The following is a 13,171-nucleotide window of genomic DNA, read 5'->3' as shown; positions in this document are numbered from 1 at the left end:
CGGGTGGAGACGCTAAACGCCTGTGGAGTGCCGGTAAGACGGGCACACGTGCCCGCACAGCGCGTTGAAGCAGGAAGCCCCCGGAAGGGTCAGACGACCCAGGCTGGAATCCCTGGACTTTAGGCCAGGGAGCACGTCAAACCCTCAACGCCTGAACGCAGATCCGTCGATTGCGGCGCAGCTCTTGAGTCGCCTGCTTGGCGAGCAATGCTCGTCGCAAGTGCACGACTTGAACCCCTGGTGTCACCACGTCACCTGACGCTGGATCGGGTCGATCGATCCCACCCGAGCGCATCGGCAGCCAGACAGGACACCCGTGAACCGGCGAACCGTCCCGGTCGCAGCACAATCGTGTTGACCGCCCCCGGCAGGCAGTGCTTGAGTCGGCGCGTGGACAGCATTTCTGCCAACCGGCGGTTCTGGAACCAGATCAGCAGCGCCTACCAGCACAAGCACGACCCGCAGATCGGCGCAACGCCCCGGCTGTGGGGCACGTACGCCATCCCCGACGCGCACCTGCACGCCCTGGGCGACGTCACCGGCAAGCGCGTCCTCGAACTCGGCTGCGGCGCCGGCCAGTGGTCCAGGGCGCTCGCCGCCGAGGGCGCCACCGTGGTCGGGCTCGACCTGTCCGAAGCCCAGCTCGCCGCGGCAACTCGCGCGATGGGAGCGGCCCGCTACCCGCTGGTGCAAGGCGCCGCCGAACACCTCCCGTTCGCCGCCGACAGCTTCGACCTGGTGTTCTGCGACTACGGCGGGCTCAGCTGGGCGCCCCCGCACCTGGCCGTCCCGCAGGCCGCACGCATCCTGCGCCGCGGTGGGCGCCTGGTGTTCAACGTCGCCAGCCCATGGTTCGAAGCCTGCTACGACGAAGCCGCCAGCCGCGTGACCACGACGCTGCAGCAGGACTACTTCGGGCTGGACACCATCGCCGAAGACCAGGGCGCGGTCAGCTATCAGCTCACCTACGGCGACTGGATCAAGGTCCTGCGCGGCGCAGGTCTCGTCATCGACGACCTCATCGAGCCGCGGCCCGAACCCGGAACAGCCAACGGCTACAACCAAACCGACCCGCCTGACTGGGCATACCGCTGGCCGGCGGAACTGCTCTGGGTAACCCACAAACCATAAGCACCGCCGCACCGAGACGTGAAGGTATCCCCTCCCCGGTTGGCTCTAGGTCGTGTCCGTAAAGTCGGGGCAGCCAGAGTCGTAGGCAGGCGAGGGTGACCAGGGCCTGGTAGTGGCGGGCGCGTTTGTCGTAGCGGGTGGCCAGGGCTTTGTTGTGCTTGAGCCGGTTGAAGCAGTGCTCGACGACGTTGCGGCGCCGGTAGGCCGCCCGGTCGAGTCGGCAGCGGCTCTCGCCTCGTCGGATGCGTCCGTTGATCTGGTCGATCCGCTCGGGGATCGCCGTCTTGATGCCCCGCCTGCGCAGGTAGGTGCGGATCTTCGTGGACGAGTAGCCCTTGTCCGCTACCACCCGCTCGGGCCGGGTTCTGGGGCGGCCCGGCCCGCACCGGCCGATACGGACGCGGGCCATCACCGCCTCGAACTGGGTGCAGTCGTTGACGTTGCCTGCGGTGAGGGTGAAGGCCGGCGGCAGTCCCCGGCCGTCGCAGACGCCCGGATCAGGTGGGAGCCCGTACACCACTTCTCAGGACGCAACCATGTCGCCTGTTCGTCGCACCACGGCAGCCCACTTCCTCCGCCTGAAGTGGTGGGAGAACGGCCCCGCCTGGTGCGGGGCCGACGGCCGCGTTGGTGCAGAAGAACTCGCAACGCGATCGCGCACAGATCAGAGGGCGCTTGCCGCCCTTCTCCGCCAGTCGAGCGGTGGCAGGCCGGTCGCGACACTCCCCTTTCGCACGAACCTGGGAGCCGTTCACGCACCCCGGCGATCAGTCGGGTTGGTCGACTGCACGACACCGCCGTTCATACAACCCGGCTCCGCCTGCCCGGCGCTGCTGATACGCGGTGCCAAAGGCGGTGTGCTGTCGGCGGAGCAGGCAGCGCAGATGGCCGCTCGGCGGCCCGGCACCCGTCTCGTCGAACTGGGGACGGACCACTTCTTGTACGCCAACGACCCGGTCGGCTTCGCGAACGCGGTCCGGGACTTCCTTGCCTCGGCATAGCCATGGCCCCAGCCTTTCCGGCACCCCTCGATGGATCACGATGCGGCCTGCTTGAGGCACCTCCAGCAGATGAGGCTGCAGGCCAGTGAGATGCAAGAGTTGTGGAGTTCGAGGCGCCTCTCCCACCGCACGGCAAGGCGTTTCAACTGGGGGAGCAGGACGAAAGTCTGCTCCACGACGTAGCGGAGCTTGCCCAGGCCTTTGATGTTCGGGGCGCCCTTGCGGGAGATCACCAGCAGAATCCGGCGATGTCGTAGCGCACGGCGTACCGCCTTCGAGGCGTAGGCCTTGTCGCCCAGGACGGCCTCAGGGCGCTTACTCGGATGGCCCGGGCGTCCGGCTACCGGGGGAATGCCGTCGACCAGGGCGAGGGTCTGGGTGACGAGCGCGTGTTCTTCTCACCCGCCGTAGGCGAGGTACCGGTAGTTGAGGGCGCTGGGACCATGAAAACCCCGGCTGTCGCTGCTGCGTGTACGGAAGCCTGCGGTGGTCTCGCGCTTCGCGCGGGTGGAAACAGCCAGCCCTCCCCTCGAAGCCCGGGACCGAAGAGCGCGGCAGCAGGGGCGGGGGCGGCGCGGTCGTACGACGGACCGCAGTTGGCCATGAGCCCTCAGATACATGCCGTGCTGGAGCCGGTGCACCTGCTGCTGGAGCGGGTGCACAGCGACTTTGCCGTCCGGCAGATCGCCCGTGAGGTGGGCCGCCAGCTGCGCGAGGGCACCAACGCCGAACGTCTGCACGACCGGCTGACCGCCCGGTTCGCCAAGGTGATGCTCTCGGAGATCGGCGACCCGGGCCGGTGGTTGCTCGGGGTGGCCCTGCCGCGGTGGGACTGCGGTTACCAGGACTGGGAGGCGGGTGTTCTGTGGTCGACCGGCAATGACTGCGAGGTGCGTGCCGAGGTCGTCCAGGACAGTGACCGCGTGCAAGCTCACCGCGACCTGGCAGTTGGCCTGTTTGCCCAATGCTCCGCAGTACTGGTGGGCGACGGCGACCGACATCCGGCCGTCCTTGGGGAACGACACGTCGTCCACCGCCCAGGCATCGGGGCTGATCAGCGGCACCATCCGCTGCGTGATTCGCCGCCGCACCGGCACCGGATCCCACGGCGACTGGTTCACGAACTGCTGCATGTTCTGCTCGTTGCCGTCCGGCAGCCGCGAGTGCCATGGCCTGGATGGACTTGCGGCGACCGTCCATCACCAGTCCCCGCAGATAGCAGTCGCTCTGGGACCGCTGGTCCTTGCGCGGCACCGAGGAGAACACATCAGCCACGAATAACGCCAACTTCACCCGAACACGATTCACTTCATATGCGTAGACACACCCACCATGCCGCTGGCCACCAGCGCCCGAAAGGCCTGACGGAGTCCTGCTCGACGAGTTATTCCGAACGGCTCTGTCCCACCCCACGGCTAAGGTCCAGATCATGATTCAAGGTGATCAGATACGGGCCGAACAGACCCGCGCCGCCTGGGCGCGGATCGAGGCATGGCTCAGGAACAACGCGCCGCGCAACTATGCCGCGCTGCCCCCGCCGTGCACCGAGGAGGAGATCCGTGCCCATGAAGCGCGGCTCAGAACGGTTCTGCCCGCCGATGTGCGGGCCTTCTACCTGCTGCGCAACGGCACCGGGCACGAGGACGAGTTCGACGGGCCCGAGCCCAAGAGCATGGGCCCCAGACGGGACGCGGAGTGGGAGCGGTGGGAACCCCTCGCGCAATGTTGCTACTTCCTGCCCGAAGACACCGGTATCCATCCACTCCAGACCCGCTACTACCTCGACCTCCACGGGTTGGAGGAGTACGTACACCTGAAGTACCTGCCGCTGATCAGCAACGGGGAGGACGGCCTGTTCGGCGACTTCGTCGACCTGACCCCCGGTTCGGAGACCTACGGGCAGCTCGGCTACTACAGCCGCTACGACGCCACCAAGATGCGCGCGCAGACGCTGGCCGAGTACCTGACCGGCATCGCCGACGCGTTCGACCAAGGACGCGGATGGCCAGACGGGGACATCGGGCCCCCGCCGGTCGTCAGAGGCCGCCTCGACTGGGACTCGTAGTCATCGGCTCCGGCCTCCGTATCAGGGGCGTTGTCCGTTCGAGATCCACTTATGGCGGGATCTGGCTTCGTTTTGGTCGGACCTGATGGTGCGTCCGGAGATGCGGAGAGCGTGTTCAAGGTCCCAGCGGCCGCGCCCGCCGTCCTCCTCGACCTCGTCCCGGGCTACTGCCCGCAGCAGGCGGCCCTCCGCGTCCGGCACGTCGGCGACCTCGGCGAGCATGGACATCTGCTCCAGGCTCATGTCTCCGGCCGACACCCGACGCAGCGTCGCGTCGTCGAGCTGCTGCGCCCGGCCGAGCCCGACTGACCCCCGGTCAGCCCTCCCGGTGAATCCACGTCCGGGCGAGTTCCGCGACCCAGGTGGCCGCCGTGTCGGGAGCGGGTGGGGGTGCGCCGACGACCACGAGTTCTGTGACGCCCGCTGAAGCGAGGGCGGGCAGGTGCTCCGGTGTGCCATCGCTCAACGCGACGGCAACTGTGAGCTCGTCGAAGGCGCGACCGTGGCGGGCGCACTCGTCGGCGAGGACGGCGACGCGCGAGCGGACGTCGGCCGCCGGGATGTTGAAGCCGTACCAGCCGTCGGCGAGCGTGACCGCGCGGCGCAGGGCGGCGTCGCTGTTGCCGCCGACCACGACCGGGAGCCGGCCGCCGCGCAGCGGCTTCGGGTTGACGCGGATCGCGTCGAAGCGGGTGAACTCCCCCGCGAAGGAGGCCGGCTCCTCGGACCAGAGGGTGCGCATCGCGGCGAGGTACTCTTCGGTGCGCCGCCCGCGCCTGGCGAAGGGGACTCCGAGCGCTGCGAACTCCTCGGCCGACCAGCCGACCCCGACACCGAGGGTGAACCGCCCGGCTGAGAGCACGTCAAGTGTGGCGGCCTGTTTGGCGACCACGACGGGGTTGTGTTCAGGCAGCAGGAGCATGCCGGTGGCGAGCTCGATCCGGCTGGTGACCGCTGCCGCGAAGCTCAGGGCGAGCAGCGGGTCCAGCCAGTCCGCGTCCGCGGGCACGGCGATCCGGCCGTCCGCGGAGTAGGGGTAACGGGAGACGGGCGCGTCCACGAGCACCACGTGCTCGCCGCACCAGAGCCTCGCGAAGCCGTACATCTCCGCGGCTGTGGCCACCGCCTCGATGACCTCCGGACGGGCACCGTCACCGATGCCGAGTGCGTGCAACCCCACTCGCATCCGCCACCTCCTGACGTCACCCTAAGTGCGCGGCGCGGACGCGTTCGGGTGACGTGGCATGCCGCGCGTGGAGGCAGCACGGCATGTCACTCGCACGGGGGAGGCCATCGCCGGTGCCTGCGCTGTCATTCCGGCCCTGGGCGGGGACGCCTTGCGGGCGTGAAAGCATGGGGGCGGCGCCTGCCAAGCCGGAGGCGGCCGACCATTGCCGCCATGTCCCTCGCACTCCATCCCGTCGCCCTCCGCCACCAGGAGCAGCCCTCTCCTCGCACCGTCGTGCGTCTGTGAAGCGGTGCCCGCCCAAGGGGCTGATGGGAAGCGAGAATCCGACCGGCGTACTCGAAGCAACAGTGCGTGGCCCCACTACGTGCCCCGGCCCCAGGCTGACCTGCGGGCTCAACGTCCCAAAAGCCGTCAACCGCTCACCACCCGAGGCTATTTCGTCCGATCCTGCTCGCTGAGCGACATCGACCGCCACGATGAGACATCGCTGCCAGGGAAGAGAAGACCGGCTCCGCCACGCGCGGCGAAGGACCGGTGTGCCCTCCACACGCACCACAGCACAAGCCAGGGGCGTGCATGGCACCACGCAGAATCACAGAAGCCGAAGCAGTCCGGGTGTTCTTGGCGGAGCTAACACAATGCCTGGACTCGCCTGTAGGTGATCACACAGCAAGCGAGCTTCAGGAACGCCTCGTGGATGTCGTCGCGGATCTCCCAGCGGATCCGTAGCCGTCGGAAGCCGTGGATCCACGCGTTCGTCCGCTCGACCACCCAGCGGACCGAGCCCAGGCCGGAGCCGTGCGGAACTCCCGCGGCACGGTGCAGCTCGGCCAGCAGCACCTGGTGCAGCCGGTCCCGCACCCCGGCCTCGTGCCAGTCCCGAAGCCGGCGCCAGCACGTCATCCCGGACCCGAAGCCGAGCTCCTGCGGCAGCCACTCCCACTGGATCCCGGTGTGCAGCACGAACAGGAAGCCCCGCAGGCAACCACGGTCGTCCAGTGGCAGCCGGCCGGGATGGCGCGGACGCCGCTGCCTGACCGGCAGCAACGGCTCGATCCGCCCCCACAGGTCATCCGGCATCCTCCACGGAGGACCGTTCCCCTTCCCCATGACTCGTTCAACGAGCCAGCCAGGAAGGGGATATGGCGACGACCAGGCTTTCCATTAGGTGTTCTGACTCCCGCAGCTGACGGCCTGGAAAATAGGGTGCGGTCGGCTGAGCTGGGTTGATAGGTAAGCGATGTGACAGAGAGTCTTGAGTATTCCGCCCTGCTGCAACTGATCGACGAGCGGTCGGCCGCGTTCCGGAGTGCGGTTGCCGCCGCGCCCAGCCTTGACGCGCCGGTGCCGTCCTGCCCCGGGTGGACGTTGTTCGATCTGGTGCAGCACCTGGGTACGGGCCAGCGCTGGTGGGCCGCGATCGTCGCCGCGGGCCCGGCCGAGGCTCCGCCGGCCAAGGATGCCGCGGAGGTGCCGCGCGAGCTCGAGGCGCTGCTGGCCTGGTACGCCGAGTCGAACGAGCTGCTGCTGAGTGCGCTGCGCGAGGCTGGCCGGGAGCGCGAGTGCTGGGTGTGGTGGGGCGCCGGCGTGTCGCCGGCGAATGCCAGGGGCGTTGCCCGGCGCCGGGTGCACGAGGTGCTGGTGCACACCTACGACGCCCAGCTCGCCGCAGGCGCCGTGCAGCCGATGCCGGCGGACGTCGCGATCGACGGCCTGGCCGAGTTTCTCGACACCTGCAACTCCACCCCGGCGGCCTGGCCGCACGAGGCCGCCACCATCCACTACCACGCCACCGAGGGCCGCTCCTGGCTCCTCGCGCTGGACGGCACCGGCGCCTGGCCCGCACCACTCACGGATGACGCCGCGCCCGCCTCCGCGTCGGCCACGGGCACGGCCGAGCAGCTGCTCCTCTTCGTCTGGGGCCGCCTCACGCTGAGCGACGTGGACATCGAGGGCGACCAGCAGGTGTTCGAGCAGCTGATCGCCTGGGAGCCCGAGGAGTAGCCAGTCAATACCGCCAGCGGACGGCCTCGATGACGTCCGCGTCGGTGAACATCGCGAACAGCTCCGCCTCCGCGCGGCGGACGGCCAGTACGGCCTCGTACAGCTCGGGCCCGAGCGCCTCCCGCAGCACTGCCGACTCAGCCGGGAAGGGGATATGGCTACGACCAGGCGCCGCGCTGCTGGTGGAGTGACCACAGGGTGTCGGCGAGGAGGTCGGGGTCGGTGTGCTCGTCGGCGGCGGCGATGGCGCCGGGGTGATCAGCTGGGCAACATGGATGTTCTCGTCGGCGGGGCCGTCGTGGAGCATCGCTGCGTAGGCGCTCTCGGCGGCGAACGCGATGGAGGTTCCGGCCCGCTCGGGGTGGGGGCGCACGGCGCTGCCGCCGTTGACGAACAGGATCGTGCCACGGCCGAGGTCGCGCATGCCCGGCAGCGTCTGTTCCACGGCGGTCATCGGCCCGAACAGAGAGAAGGCGAGCGGGTTCCTGCAGGGCGTCGGCGGTGGTGCGCAGGACGGGCTTCATGAAGTCCTTGTGACCGGTCACAGGAGTCGCAGAACGCCAGGAGCGCGATCGTTGAGAATCTCGATCAGCCAATCGAAGACAGTGGTCCCGCGCTCTTGTCTCGCTGCGGCAAGGTCGGCGCTGACCGAGGGCCGGTTCGTGGGGTGACAGCGTGACAACCGGATCTCAAGCTGGCGAGCTGTCTCCGGGTAGCCGAGATGCTGACGAGACACCTGGTGGTCGCGCCACTCAACCACGTAGTCATCGTCGTCGGGCGCTCCGAAGCCATCGCTGAGGCAGTCAGAGAAGGCGTCGAGGTTTCGACCGAAGTAGCCCCCAGGACCGTTGATCGCCTCGCCGATGACTCGCCAGAAGTCTTCCAGCGTTCTGATCTGCCTGCCGTCCAGCACGTATGTCGGTGTCACGGCTCGGGGGATACGTGCGGCACTGCGCCGCATCTGGTCGGGGTCGCGGCGGCGCACTCGTGATCGTCTGCCCAAAGACCGACGTCAACCCGACATGGCGTTGCCGGAGTCGAGATCGAAGGTGCTGCCTGCAGTGAGTTTCTCGACGAACGTCCTGAAGTCACTGGCCAGTGCGAGTTCGGTGTCGAGATCGGTGTCAAACCAGGTGACTGATGGGTCGCCGTCTGGGCCGCAACCTCGGTAGTCGAGACCGATCCAGTAGTGCCCGTCGCCAGAGAGAAGCACGATCGACGACGGCAGCCCCCACTCTGTGACCAAGGAAGGGGTGTCCAGCAACGACGTCATCTGCTCCCGTGGCCCGATGCCCATCAGGGCATCGAAGGGCACGTGGGCTTCGCTCCACGAGGTCGGCCGACTGGTGGGGAACGCATCGTGATCATCAGCCACGATGCCGCCGTTCTGAACCCGCAGAAGGTCAAGCAGAGCCGAGGGCAGCGTCACACCAAGCACACGCTCGGCTTCTCGCACCGTCCCGTCCGTCAGAGGCGGCTGGACGCCGAAATCACCGCTAGCCCAGAACGTTGCCAGGACCTCGTCGAATCGCGCCATGACGGGCAGCCTACGACTCAGCAGCAAGATCAATTCTTGGTCCGGAAACGACACACCATCAAGGCGGTCGGCCTCACCCCGGCGATTCCGTCGGAGTACCAGCTGATCCCGACGGCTCGTGACGCGGCGATCCGGGGACCGGGACGCCCCTGTTGTCAGTGCCGCCTGGCATGGTTCTGATCATGTTCGACGGACTTCATGACATCGACTGGGCGTCGATGGAGCACGCGTACGGTTCGGCCGAGGAGGTGCCGGCGCTGCTGTGGGCGCTGCGTTCCCCGGATGCCGAGGAACGCCGCACGGCCCTCGACCGCTTCTACGGCGCGGTCCATCACCAGGGCAGCGTGTACCCGCCCACGGCAGCCAGCCTGCCCTTCCTGTTCGAGCTGGCCGCCGACGGCGCCACGCCCGACCGGGCCGCCGTCGTCGCGCTGCTGGTCAGCATCGGCCGGGAGTCCCTCGACCGGGGCTTCGAGGACGACGGCACCGAGATCGAGTACTACCCCCCGATGGGCTGCGCGCAGGCCGTTGCCTTCCTGCGCGAGCGGGGCCTGGAGTTCGCCGAACTCGCCCGCGACCCCGACCCGGACGTGCGCCTGGCCTCGATCCCCGGGCTCGGGCTCTTCCTCGACGACACCGACCGGGCCACCGCGCTCCTGCGCGAGCGGCTGGCCGCCGAGCCCGGTATGGTGGCGCGGCTCCGGATCGTTGAGGCGGCGGCCACCCTGGCACTGCGCCTGCCGGCAGCCTCGCAACAGGTCAGGGGCTGGCTTTCCGGGCTCGCTGCCGACCCGACCCAGGCCCCGCCGACCCGGCTCGCGGCCCTGGTCCAGCGGGCCCGCTGCGCCCCGGACGAGATCGGCGAGGACCTCGTGGCGGCCGCCGTCGGCCTGCTGCGCGAGACCACCCGCGCCATACCCGTGCGGCGGATCGCACCGGCCCCGAGCCGTCCGACGGCACCCACGGATGGAGTTGCGCCCCAGATCGTCGCCGCCTTCGAGGACCTCGACCGGCACACCCGCGTGTACGCACCGACCACGGCCCTGCTGCGTACGTTCCACGAAGCCCTGGGCGCCCGGGTGCCCGAACGCACAGCGGTGCTGGCCGAGCAGCTGACCAGCCCCGACCCCGGCTCGCGCCTGGACGCGGTCCGTATGAGCGGGGAACTGATGCGCACCTGGCGCGGGGACCACACCCGCCTCCTCCTGCTGGTCACCGACCAACTCACCACCGCCGACCAGGAAGTCGCCGCCGAAGCCGCGGCCGTCCTGGAGTCCTGCCACCCGATCGCCGCCCCGGCCCGGGGAGCACTCGCCACGCACATCGACGCCCAACGCGCAGCGCACGGCCCCAACGTATGGGCCGCACCGGACGCGCTGCTGCGCAGAAGTCACCAGGAGGCCGTCCGGGCCTTGGCGCACCTCGGCGACGCACGCGCGCTTCCGAGTCTGCTGGTCGCGCTGGACAGCGACGTCGACGCCTGGCGTGCGATCCAGGTCGCAGGGCATCTGCCGCAGGCGGCGGACCAGTTGGTGCCCCGGCTCTGCGACCACCTGCGCCGGATCGACCTCTCCCACCAGTGGACCGAGATGAGCGCCAACGCGATCCTCTCCGCCCTGGCCGCGCTGGCCGACCCGGCCGCGGTTCCCGTGGTTGTGGACACGCTCGACGCCGTGGTGCGCCATGAGCAGGACGGCGTCACGCGATCGACCCTGAAGGCACTGGGGGCGTTTGGCCCGGCGGCGACCGGCGCACGGGACACGATCCGGTCGCTGACCACCGCCGCCGACGCGCACGTACGGCCTGCCGCCGTCGCCGCGCTGTGGGCCGTTGACGGTGACCTGACCGAGGTCATGCCGCTCCTGCTCGGCCTGCTCGACGACCGCATCACCTTCCGGATCAGTGACGCGGCTGATCTGCTCGGTGAGATGGGCCCGCCCGCCTCCGCCGCACTGCCGCGCCTGCGGGACCTCCTGACGCACGACTACGAATGGGTTCGGGTGCATTGCGCGGCCGCGCTCTGGGAGATCGGCGGTGAGGCCGAGGCACCGGCCGTCCTCGACGCCCTGCTGGAGGCCATGGCCCAGAACCCCGCGACGGCGAACCACGTCGTGGCCTGCCTGGACCGCATGGGCCCCCTCGCGGCACCGGCCCTGCCTCTGCTCCGCGAGCAACTGGCCCTGCCCCGGCGTGGAGGCAGGTTCGAGAGCATCGACCACGACGAGGAACTCCAGTGGGTCGGCCGTACCCTCATCGCCCGGCTCGATCCTCCAGCACCCGGAGCACCCGCCCCGCGAACACCCTGAGACTGTCCAACCCCTCCGCCACCGCTGCGACCGTCACCGAGCTCGGCGGCTTCAGGGCCATTCCCGAACCCGCCCGCCGGCCGCGCCGCATCCAGCCCGTGGCCGCCACCCTGACTGCCACCCCCGCCGGGGTGCGCCCCAAGGGCTCGTTGGTGCCATACGCGGCGAGCAAGGCCGCACTGAATCACGTGACCCGACTGCTCGCCTCCGCGCTCGGGCCCGAGGTGCGGGTCAATGCGGTGGCATCGGGGCTGGTGGACACGCCGATGACGAAGGACTGCGCACAGGCGCACGAGCTGTGGGGGGAGCGCGCACCCATGCGCCGTCCGGCCCAGCCCGCCGACGTGGCCGACATGGTGGCGTCGCTGATCGCCAGCACGTATCTCACCGGCGAAGTCATCGTGCTCGACGGCGGGCTGAATTTGATCTGAAGCCAACCGCTTGCATCGGGGTTGTTTGGTCAAACAGCGGTCCTACTCGTCCGATCAGTCCTTCATCGCCATCGGCGGTGTTCTCGCTTCCTCCGGATCAAGCAGATCCAATATCAGCGTGTCCACCACTCAGGGGGAGGTCCCAGGCGGTGCCCATGCCGTAACAGATCGGCATGCTTCTTCGAGCACGGCCGGCTTTCTCGCCGAACTGCTGATGGCAGAGTGCGACGACCGGGCCCGCCGCAGCTCGAAGAGGCGGGTTTAGCCCGCCGCGTTCCCAAGGGAGAAGTCGCTGCGAACCTTCGACTTCGCCGCCGATCCGAACGTTGCGGTCCGCTGCTCGCTCCACGGCCGACGGGTGGGCGGCCACCCTGCTGTGAGGGCGCCGCCGGGTGCCGTAGCACGGATGCGATGCGTTCCTGTCACCGACAGGCTGGAGGAGACACATCTGATTCCCTTCGGGGACGAAGTGCCCTGGTGGTTACGGCCTGGTCTGCGGGTGATGGTGGCCCGCAACGAGGTTCCGCCGTACGGGGTTGGTGGGGCATGCGCAATGATCCGGTGGAGCGAGACGAGTTCGTATCCGGCCCGGCCGAGCCGGTGGCCGCCTGCGTCCTGGAGGGTGGCCGACGCGAGGGCCACACGGGAGCGGACTGTCCCTGGTGCCGATCATTGCAACGGGCCGGAGAGGCGGCTGCCGTCGGTCGGCGAATCGATCTGCCCGCCGCGCCAGAAGGTCGAGGCCCGTAGGGAAGGAAGCCGCAGGACACTCGGCCCGCGGGGAAGGCGCGGCCGTGAAGAGGAAGCGCACAAAGAACGGAGCAAGATCATGCAGACTTTCACCGCGTCAGCCGATCGAGTGCGGGACCATGCCGCGGAGCATGACTTCCTGCTGGCCCCGCCCATTTCTGCAACCCGCATTGCTTGCCGCGTCGATCCTCGTGACCTGCGGCGGCTGGACCTGCTTGCGGCGCTGACCGTGGCGGGGATCGCCCCCTGGCCAGGAGACCGGGAGGCGATTGAGGTGCTCAGCGCACTGCCCGACAGCGTGCACGAAGCTCTGCACCGCTGGTTCAGCTACGGCAGGTGACGCGTTGGACGCTCCCGAGAAAGCGCTCGGAACGTGGGTCTTCCGCCATGAGAAGTCCGGGAAGGTAAGTGTGCATCCGCGCCGAGCAGTAGACGCCTGAGTGGCAGGCCCGTTGTGCGGTCCGTTCCGGAGTGGAGGTCTCGGCGACGGTCCAACTCTGGCCCAGGCACGGCCGGCGCGTTCGTTCACGGACACGGCGTGCGCCGCCGCATACCCCCTGCCGTGAGAGAAGCGGCAGACTCGCGCCCGGATCCTGCGGGAGCACGTGATGACCGAAGACCCGTTCACGTTGGACACAAGCCGCTTGCTCAATAAACGGATTACTCGACGGGTCACTGCTCAACGTGACCGGAAACGCCTGCCTGGCGGCGGGAATGTGAAGCTGCCCGTACTACGGGCAGCTTCACATTCCCGCCG

The 13,171-nt window shown here is 69.0% G+C and carries 12 protein-coding genes and 5 pseudogenes; 8 read left to right on the top strand and 9 right to left on the bottom strand.

Features of this window, described 5'->3' with window-relative positions:
* Positions 1-390 precede the first annotated feature (390 nt).
* Positions 391-1,131 carry a class I SAM-dependent methyltransferase gene (locus tag ACTYVM_RS36405; RefSeq protein ID WP_445530023.1) on the top strand — a complete coding sequence of 247 codons (741 nt, stop codon included), beginning with the start codon at positions 391-393 and terminating at the stop codon, positions 1,129-1,131.
* Positions 1,132-1,198: 67 nt separating this feature from the next.
* Here the strand turns inward: ACTYVM_RS36405 and ACTYVM_RS36400 are convergent.
* The 3 pseudogenes from ACTYVM_RS36400 to ACTYVM_RS36390 all read right to left on the bottom strand — a co-directional run.
* Positions 1,199-1,618, bottom strand: a pseudogene (locus ACTYVM_RS36400) (IS5 family transposase); the annotation flags it as partial.
* 549 nt (positions 1,619-2,167) lie between these two features.
* Positions 2,168-2,500 (bottom strand): annotated as a pseudogene (locus tag ACTYVM_RS36395) (transposase family protein); the annotation flags it as partial.
* A gap of 545 nt (positions 2,501-3,045) precedes the next feature.
* A pseudogene (locus ACTYVM_RS36390) lies at positions 3,046-3,440 on the bottom strand (transposase); the annotation flags it as partial.
* Between the two features lie 121 nt (positions 3,441-3,561).
* Between ACTYVM_RS36390 and ACTYVM_RS36385 the strand changes: the two are divergent.
* Both ACTYVM_RS36385 and ACTYVM_RS36380 read left to right on the top strand, forming a co-directional pair.
* Positions 3,562-4,197 carry an SMI1/KNR4 family protein gene (locus ACTYVM_RS36385; protein ID WP_445530022.1) on the top strand — a complete coding sequence of 212 codons (636 nt, stop codon included), beginning with the start codon at positions 3,562-3,564 and terminating at the stop codon, positions 4,195-4,197.
* A 111-nt stretch (positions 4,198-4,308) separates the two neighbouring features.
* Positions 4,309-4,506 carry a hypothetical protein gene (locus tag ACTYVM_RS36380; protein WP_445530021.1) on the top strand — a complete coding sequence of 66 codons (198 nt, stop codon included), beginning with the start codon at positions 4,309-4,311 and terminating at the stop codon, positions 4,504-4,506.
* A gap of 7 nt (positions 4,507-4,513) precedes the next feature.
* On the opposite strand, the gene ACTYVM_RS36375 is transcribed toward ACTYVM_RS36380, so the two are convergent.
* Both ACTYVM_RS36375 and ACTYVM_RS36370 read right to left on the bottom strand, forming a co-directional pair.
* Complete coding sequence (locus tag ACTYVM_RS36375) at positions 4,514-5,383, bottom strand: LLM class F420-dependent oxidoreductase (protein WP_445530020.1); 870 nt, start codon at positions 5,381-5,383, stop codon at positions 4,514-4,516.
* A gap of 633 nt (positions 5,384-6,016) precedes the next feature.
* On the bottom strand, positions 6,017-6,466 hold the full coding sequence (locus ACTYVM_RS36370) for a transposase (RefSeq protein ID WP_445530019.1): 450 nt from the start codon (positions 6,464-6,466) through the stop codon (positions 6,017-6,019).
* 162 nt (positions 6,467-6,628) lie between these two features.
* Between ACTYVM_RS36370 and ACTYVM_RS36365 the strand changes: the two genes are divergently transcribed.
* Positions 6,629-7,390, top strand: coding sequence for a maleylpyruvate isomerase family mycothiol-dependent enzyme (locus tag ACTYVM_RS36365; RefSeq protein WP_445530018.1), 762 nt, complete (start codon positions 6,629-6,631; stop codon positions 7,388-7,390).
* Between the two features lie 4 nt (positions 7,391-7,394).
* Here the strand turns inward: ACTYVM_RS36365 and ACTYVM_RS36360 are convergent, their stop codons facing one another.
* From ACTYVM_RS36360 to ACTYVM_RS36345, 4 genes and pseudogenes are all read right to left on the bottom strand, one after another.
* Positions 7,395-7,520 carry a hypothetical protein gene (locus tag ACTYVM_RS36360; RefSeq protein ID WP_263234397.1) on the bottom strand — a complete coding sequence of 42 codons (126 nt, stop codon included), beginning with the start codon at positions 7,518-7,520 and terminating at the stop codon, positions 7,395-7,397.
* A 28-nt stretch (positions 7,521-7,548) separates the two neighbouring features.
* A pseudogene (locus ACTYVM_RS36355) lies at positions 7,549-7,920 on the bottom strand (Rossmann-fold NAD(P)-binding domain-containing protein); the annotation flags it as partial.
* Positions 7,921-7,931: 11 nt separating this feature from the next.
* Positions 7,932-8,318 (bottom strand): barstar family protein, encoded by a 387-nt coding sequence (locus ACTYVM_RS36350; protein WP_445530017.1) that lies wholly within the window; start codon positions 8,316-8,318, stop codon positions 7,932-7,934.
* 84 nt (positions 8,319-8,402) lie between these two features.
* Positions 8,403-8,927, bottom strand: a complete 525-nt coding sequence (locus ACTYVM_RS36345) for an SMI1/KNR4 family protein (RefSeq protein WP_445530016.1) — start codon at positions 8,925-8,927, stop codon at positions 8,403-8,405.
* Positions 8,928-9,109: 182 nt separating this feature from the next.
* Here ACTYVM_RS36345 and ACTYVM_RS36340 point away from each other — a divergent pair, with 182 nt between their 5' ends.
* The 4 genes and pseudogenes from ACTYVM_RS36340 (at position 9,110) to ACTYVM_RS36325 (ending at position 12,754) form a co-directional block, all read left to right on the top strand.
* Positions 9,110-11,233, top strand: coding sequence for a HEAT repeat domain-containing protein (locus ACTYVM_RS36340; protein ID WP_445530015.1), 2,124 nt, complete (start codon positions 9,110-9,112; stop codon positions 11,231-11,233).
* A gap of 98 nt (positions 11,234-11,331) precedes the next feature.
* Entirely contained in the window at positions 11,332-11,664 is a 333-nt protein-coding gene (locus ACTYVM_RS36335; RefSeq protein ID WP_445530014.1) for an SDR family oxidoreductase, read from the top strand.
* Between the two features lie 190 nt (positions 11,665-11,854).
* Positions 11,855-11,992: pseudogene (locus ACTYVM_RS36330) on the top strand (IS21-like element helper ATPase IstB); the annotation flags it as partial.
* Positions 11,993-12,493: 501 nt separating this feature from the next.
* Positions 12,494-12,754 carry a hypothetical protein gene (locus tag ACTYVM_RS36325; RefSeq protein ID WP_445530024.1) on the top strand — a complete coding sequence of 87 codons (261 nt, stop codon included), beginning with the start codon at positions 12,494-12,496 and terminating at the stop codon, positions 12,752-12,754.
* The last annotated feature ends 417 nt before the right edge of the window (positions 12,755-13,171 follow it).

It is taken from the genome of Streptomyces cyslabdanicus (assembly GCF_052663305.1).
Note: the sequence above shows the minus strand (reverse complement) of the source record. Positions and strands in the feature narration are given on the sequence as shown.

Coding starts and splice junctions, on each gene's coding strand:
- ACTYVM_RS36385 (WP_445530022.1), top strand. CDS start 3,562: ATGATTCAAGGTGATCAGATACGGGCCGAACAGACCCGCGCCGCCTGG.
- ACTYVM_RS36375 (WP_445530020.1), bottom strand. CDS start 5,383: ATGCGAGTGGGGTTGCACGCACTCGGCATCGGTGACGGTGCCCGTCCG.
- ACTYVM_RS36370 (WP_445530019.1), bottom strand. CDS start 6,466: ATGCCGGATGACCTGTGGGGGCGGATCGAGCCGTTGCTGCCGGTCAGG.
- ACTYVM_RS36345 (WP_445530016.1), bottom strand. CDS start 8,927: ATGGCGCGATTCGACGAGGTCCTGGCAACGTTCTGGGCTAGCGGTGAT.
- ACTYVM_RS36340 (WP_445530015.1), top strand. CDS start 9,110: ATGTTCGACGGACTTCATGACATCGACTGGGCGTCGATGGAGCACGCG.
- ACTYVM_RS36325 (WP_445530024.1), top strand. CDS start 12,494: ATGCAGACTTTCACCGCGTCAGCCGATCGAGTGCGGGACCATGCCGCG.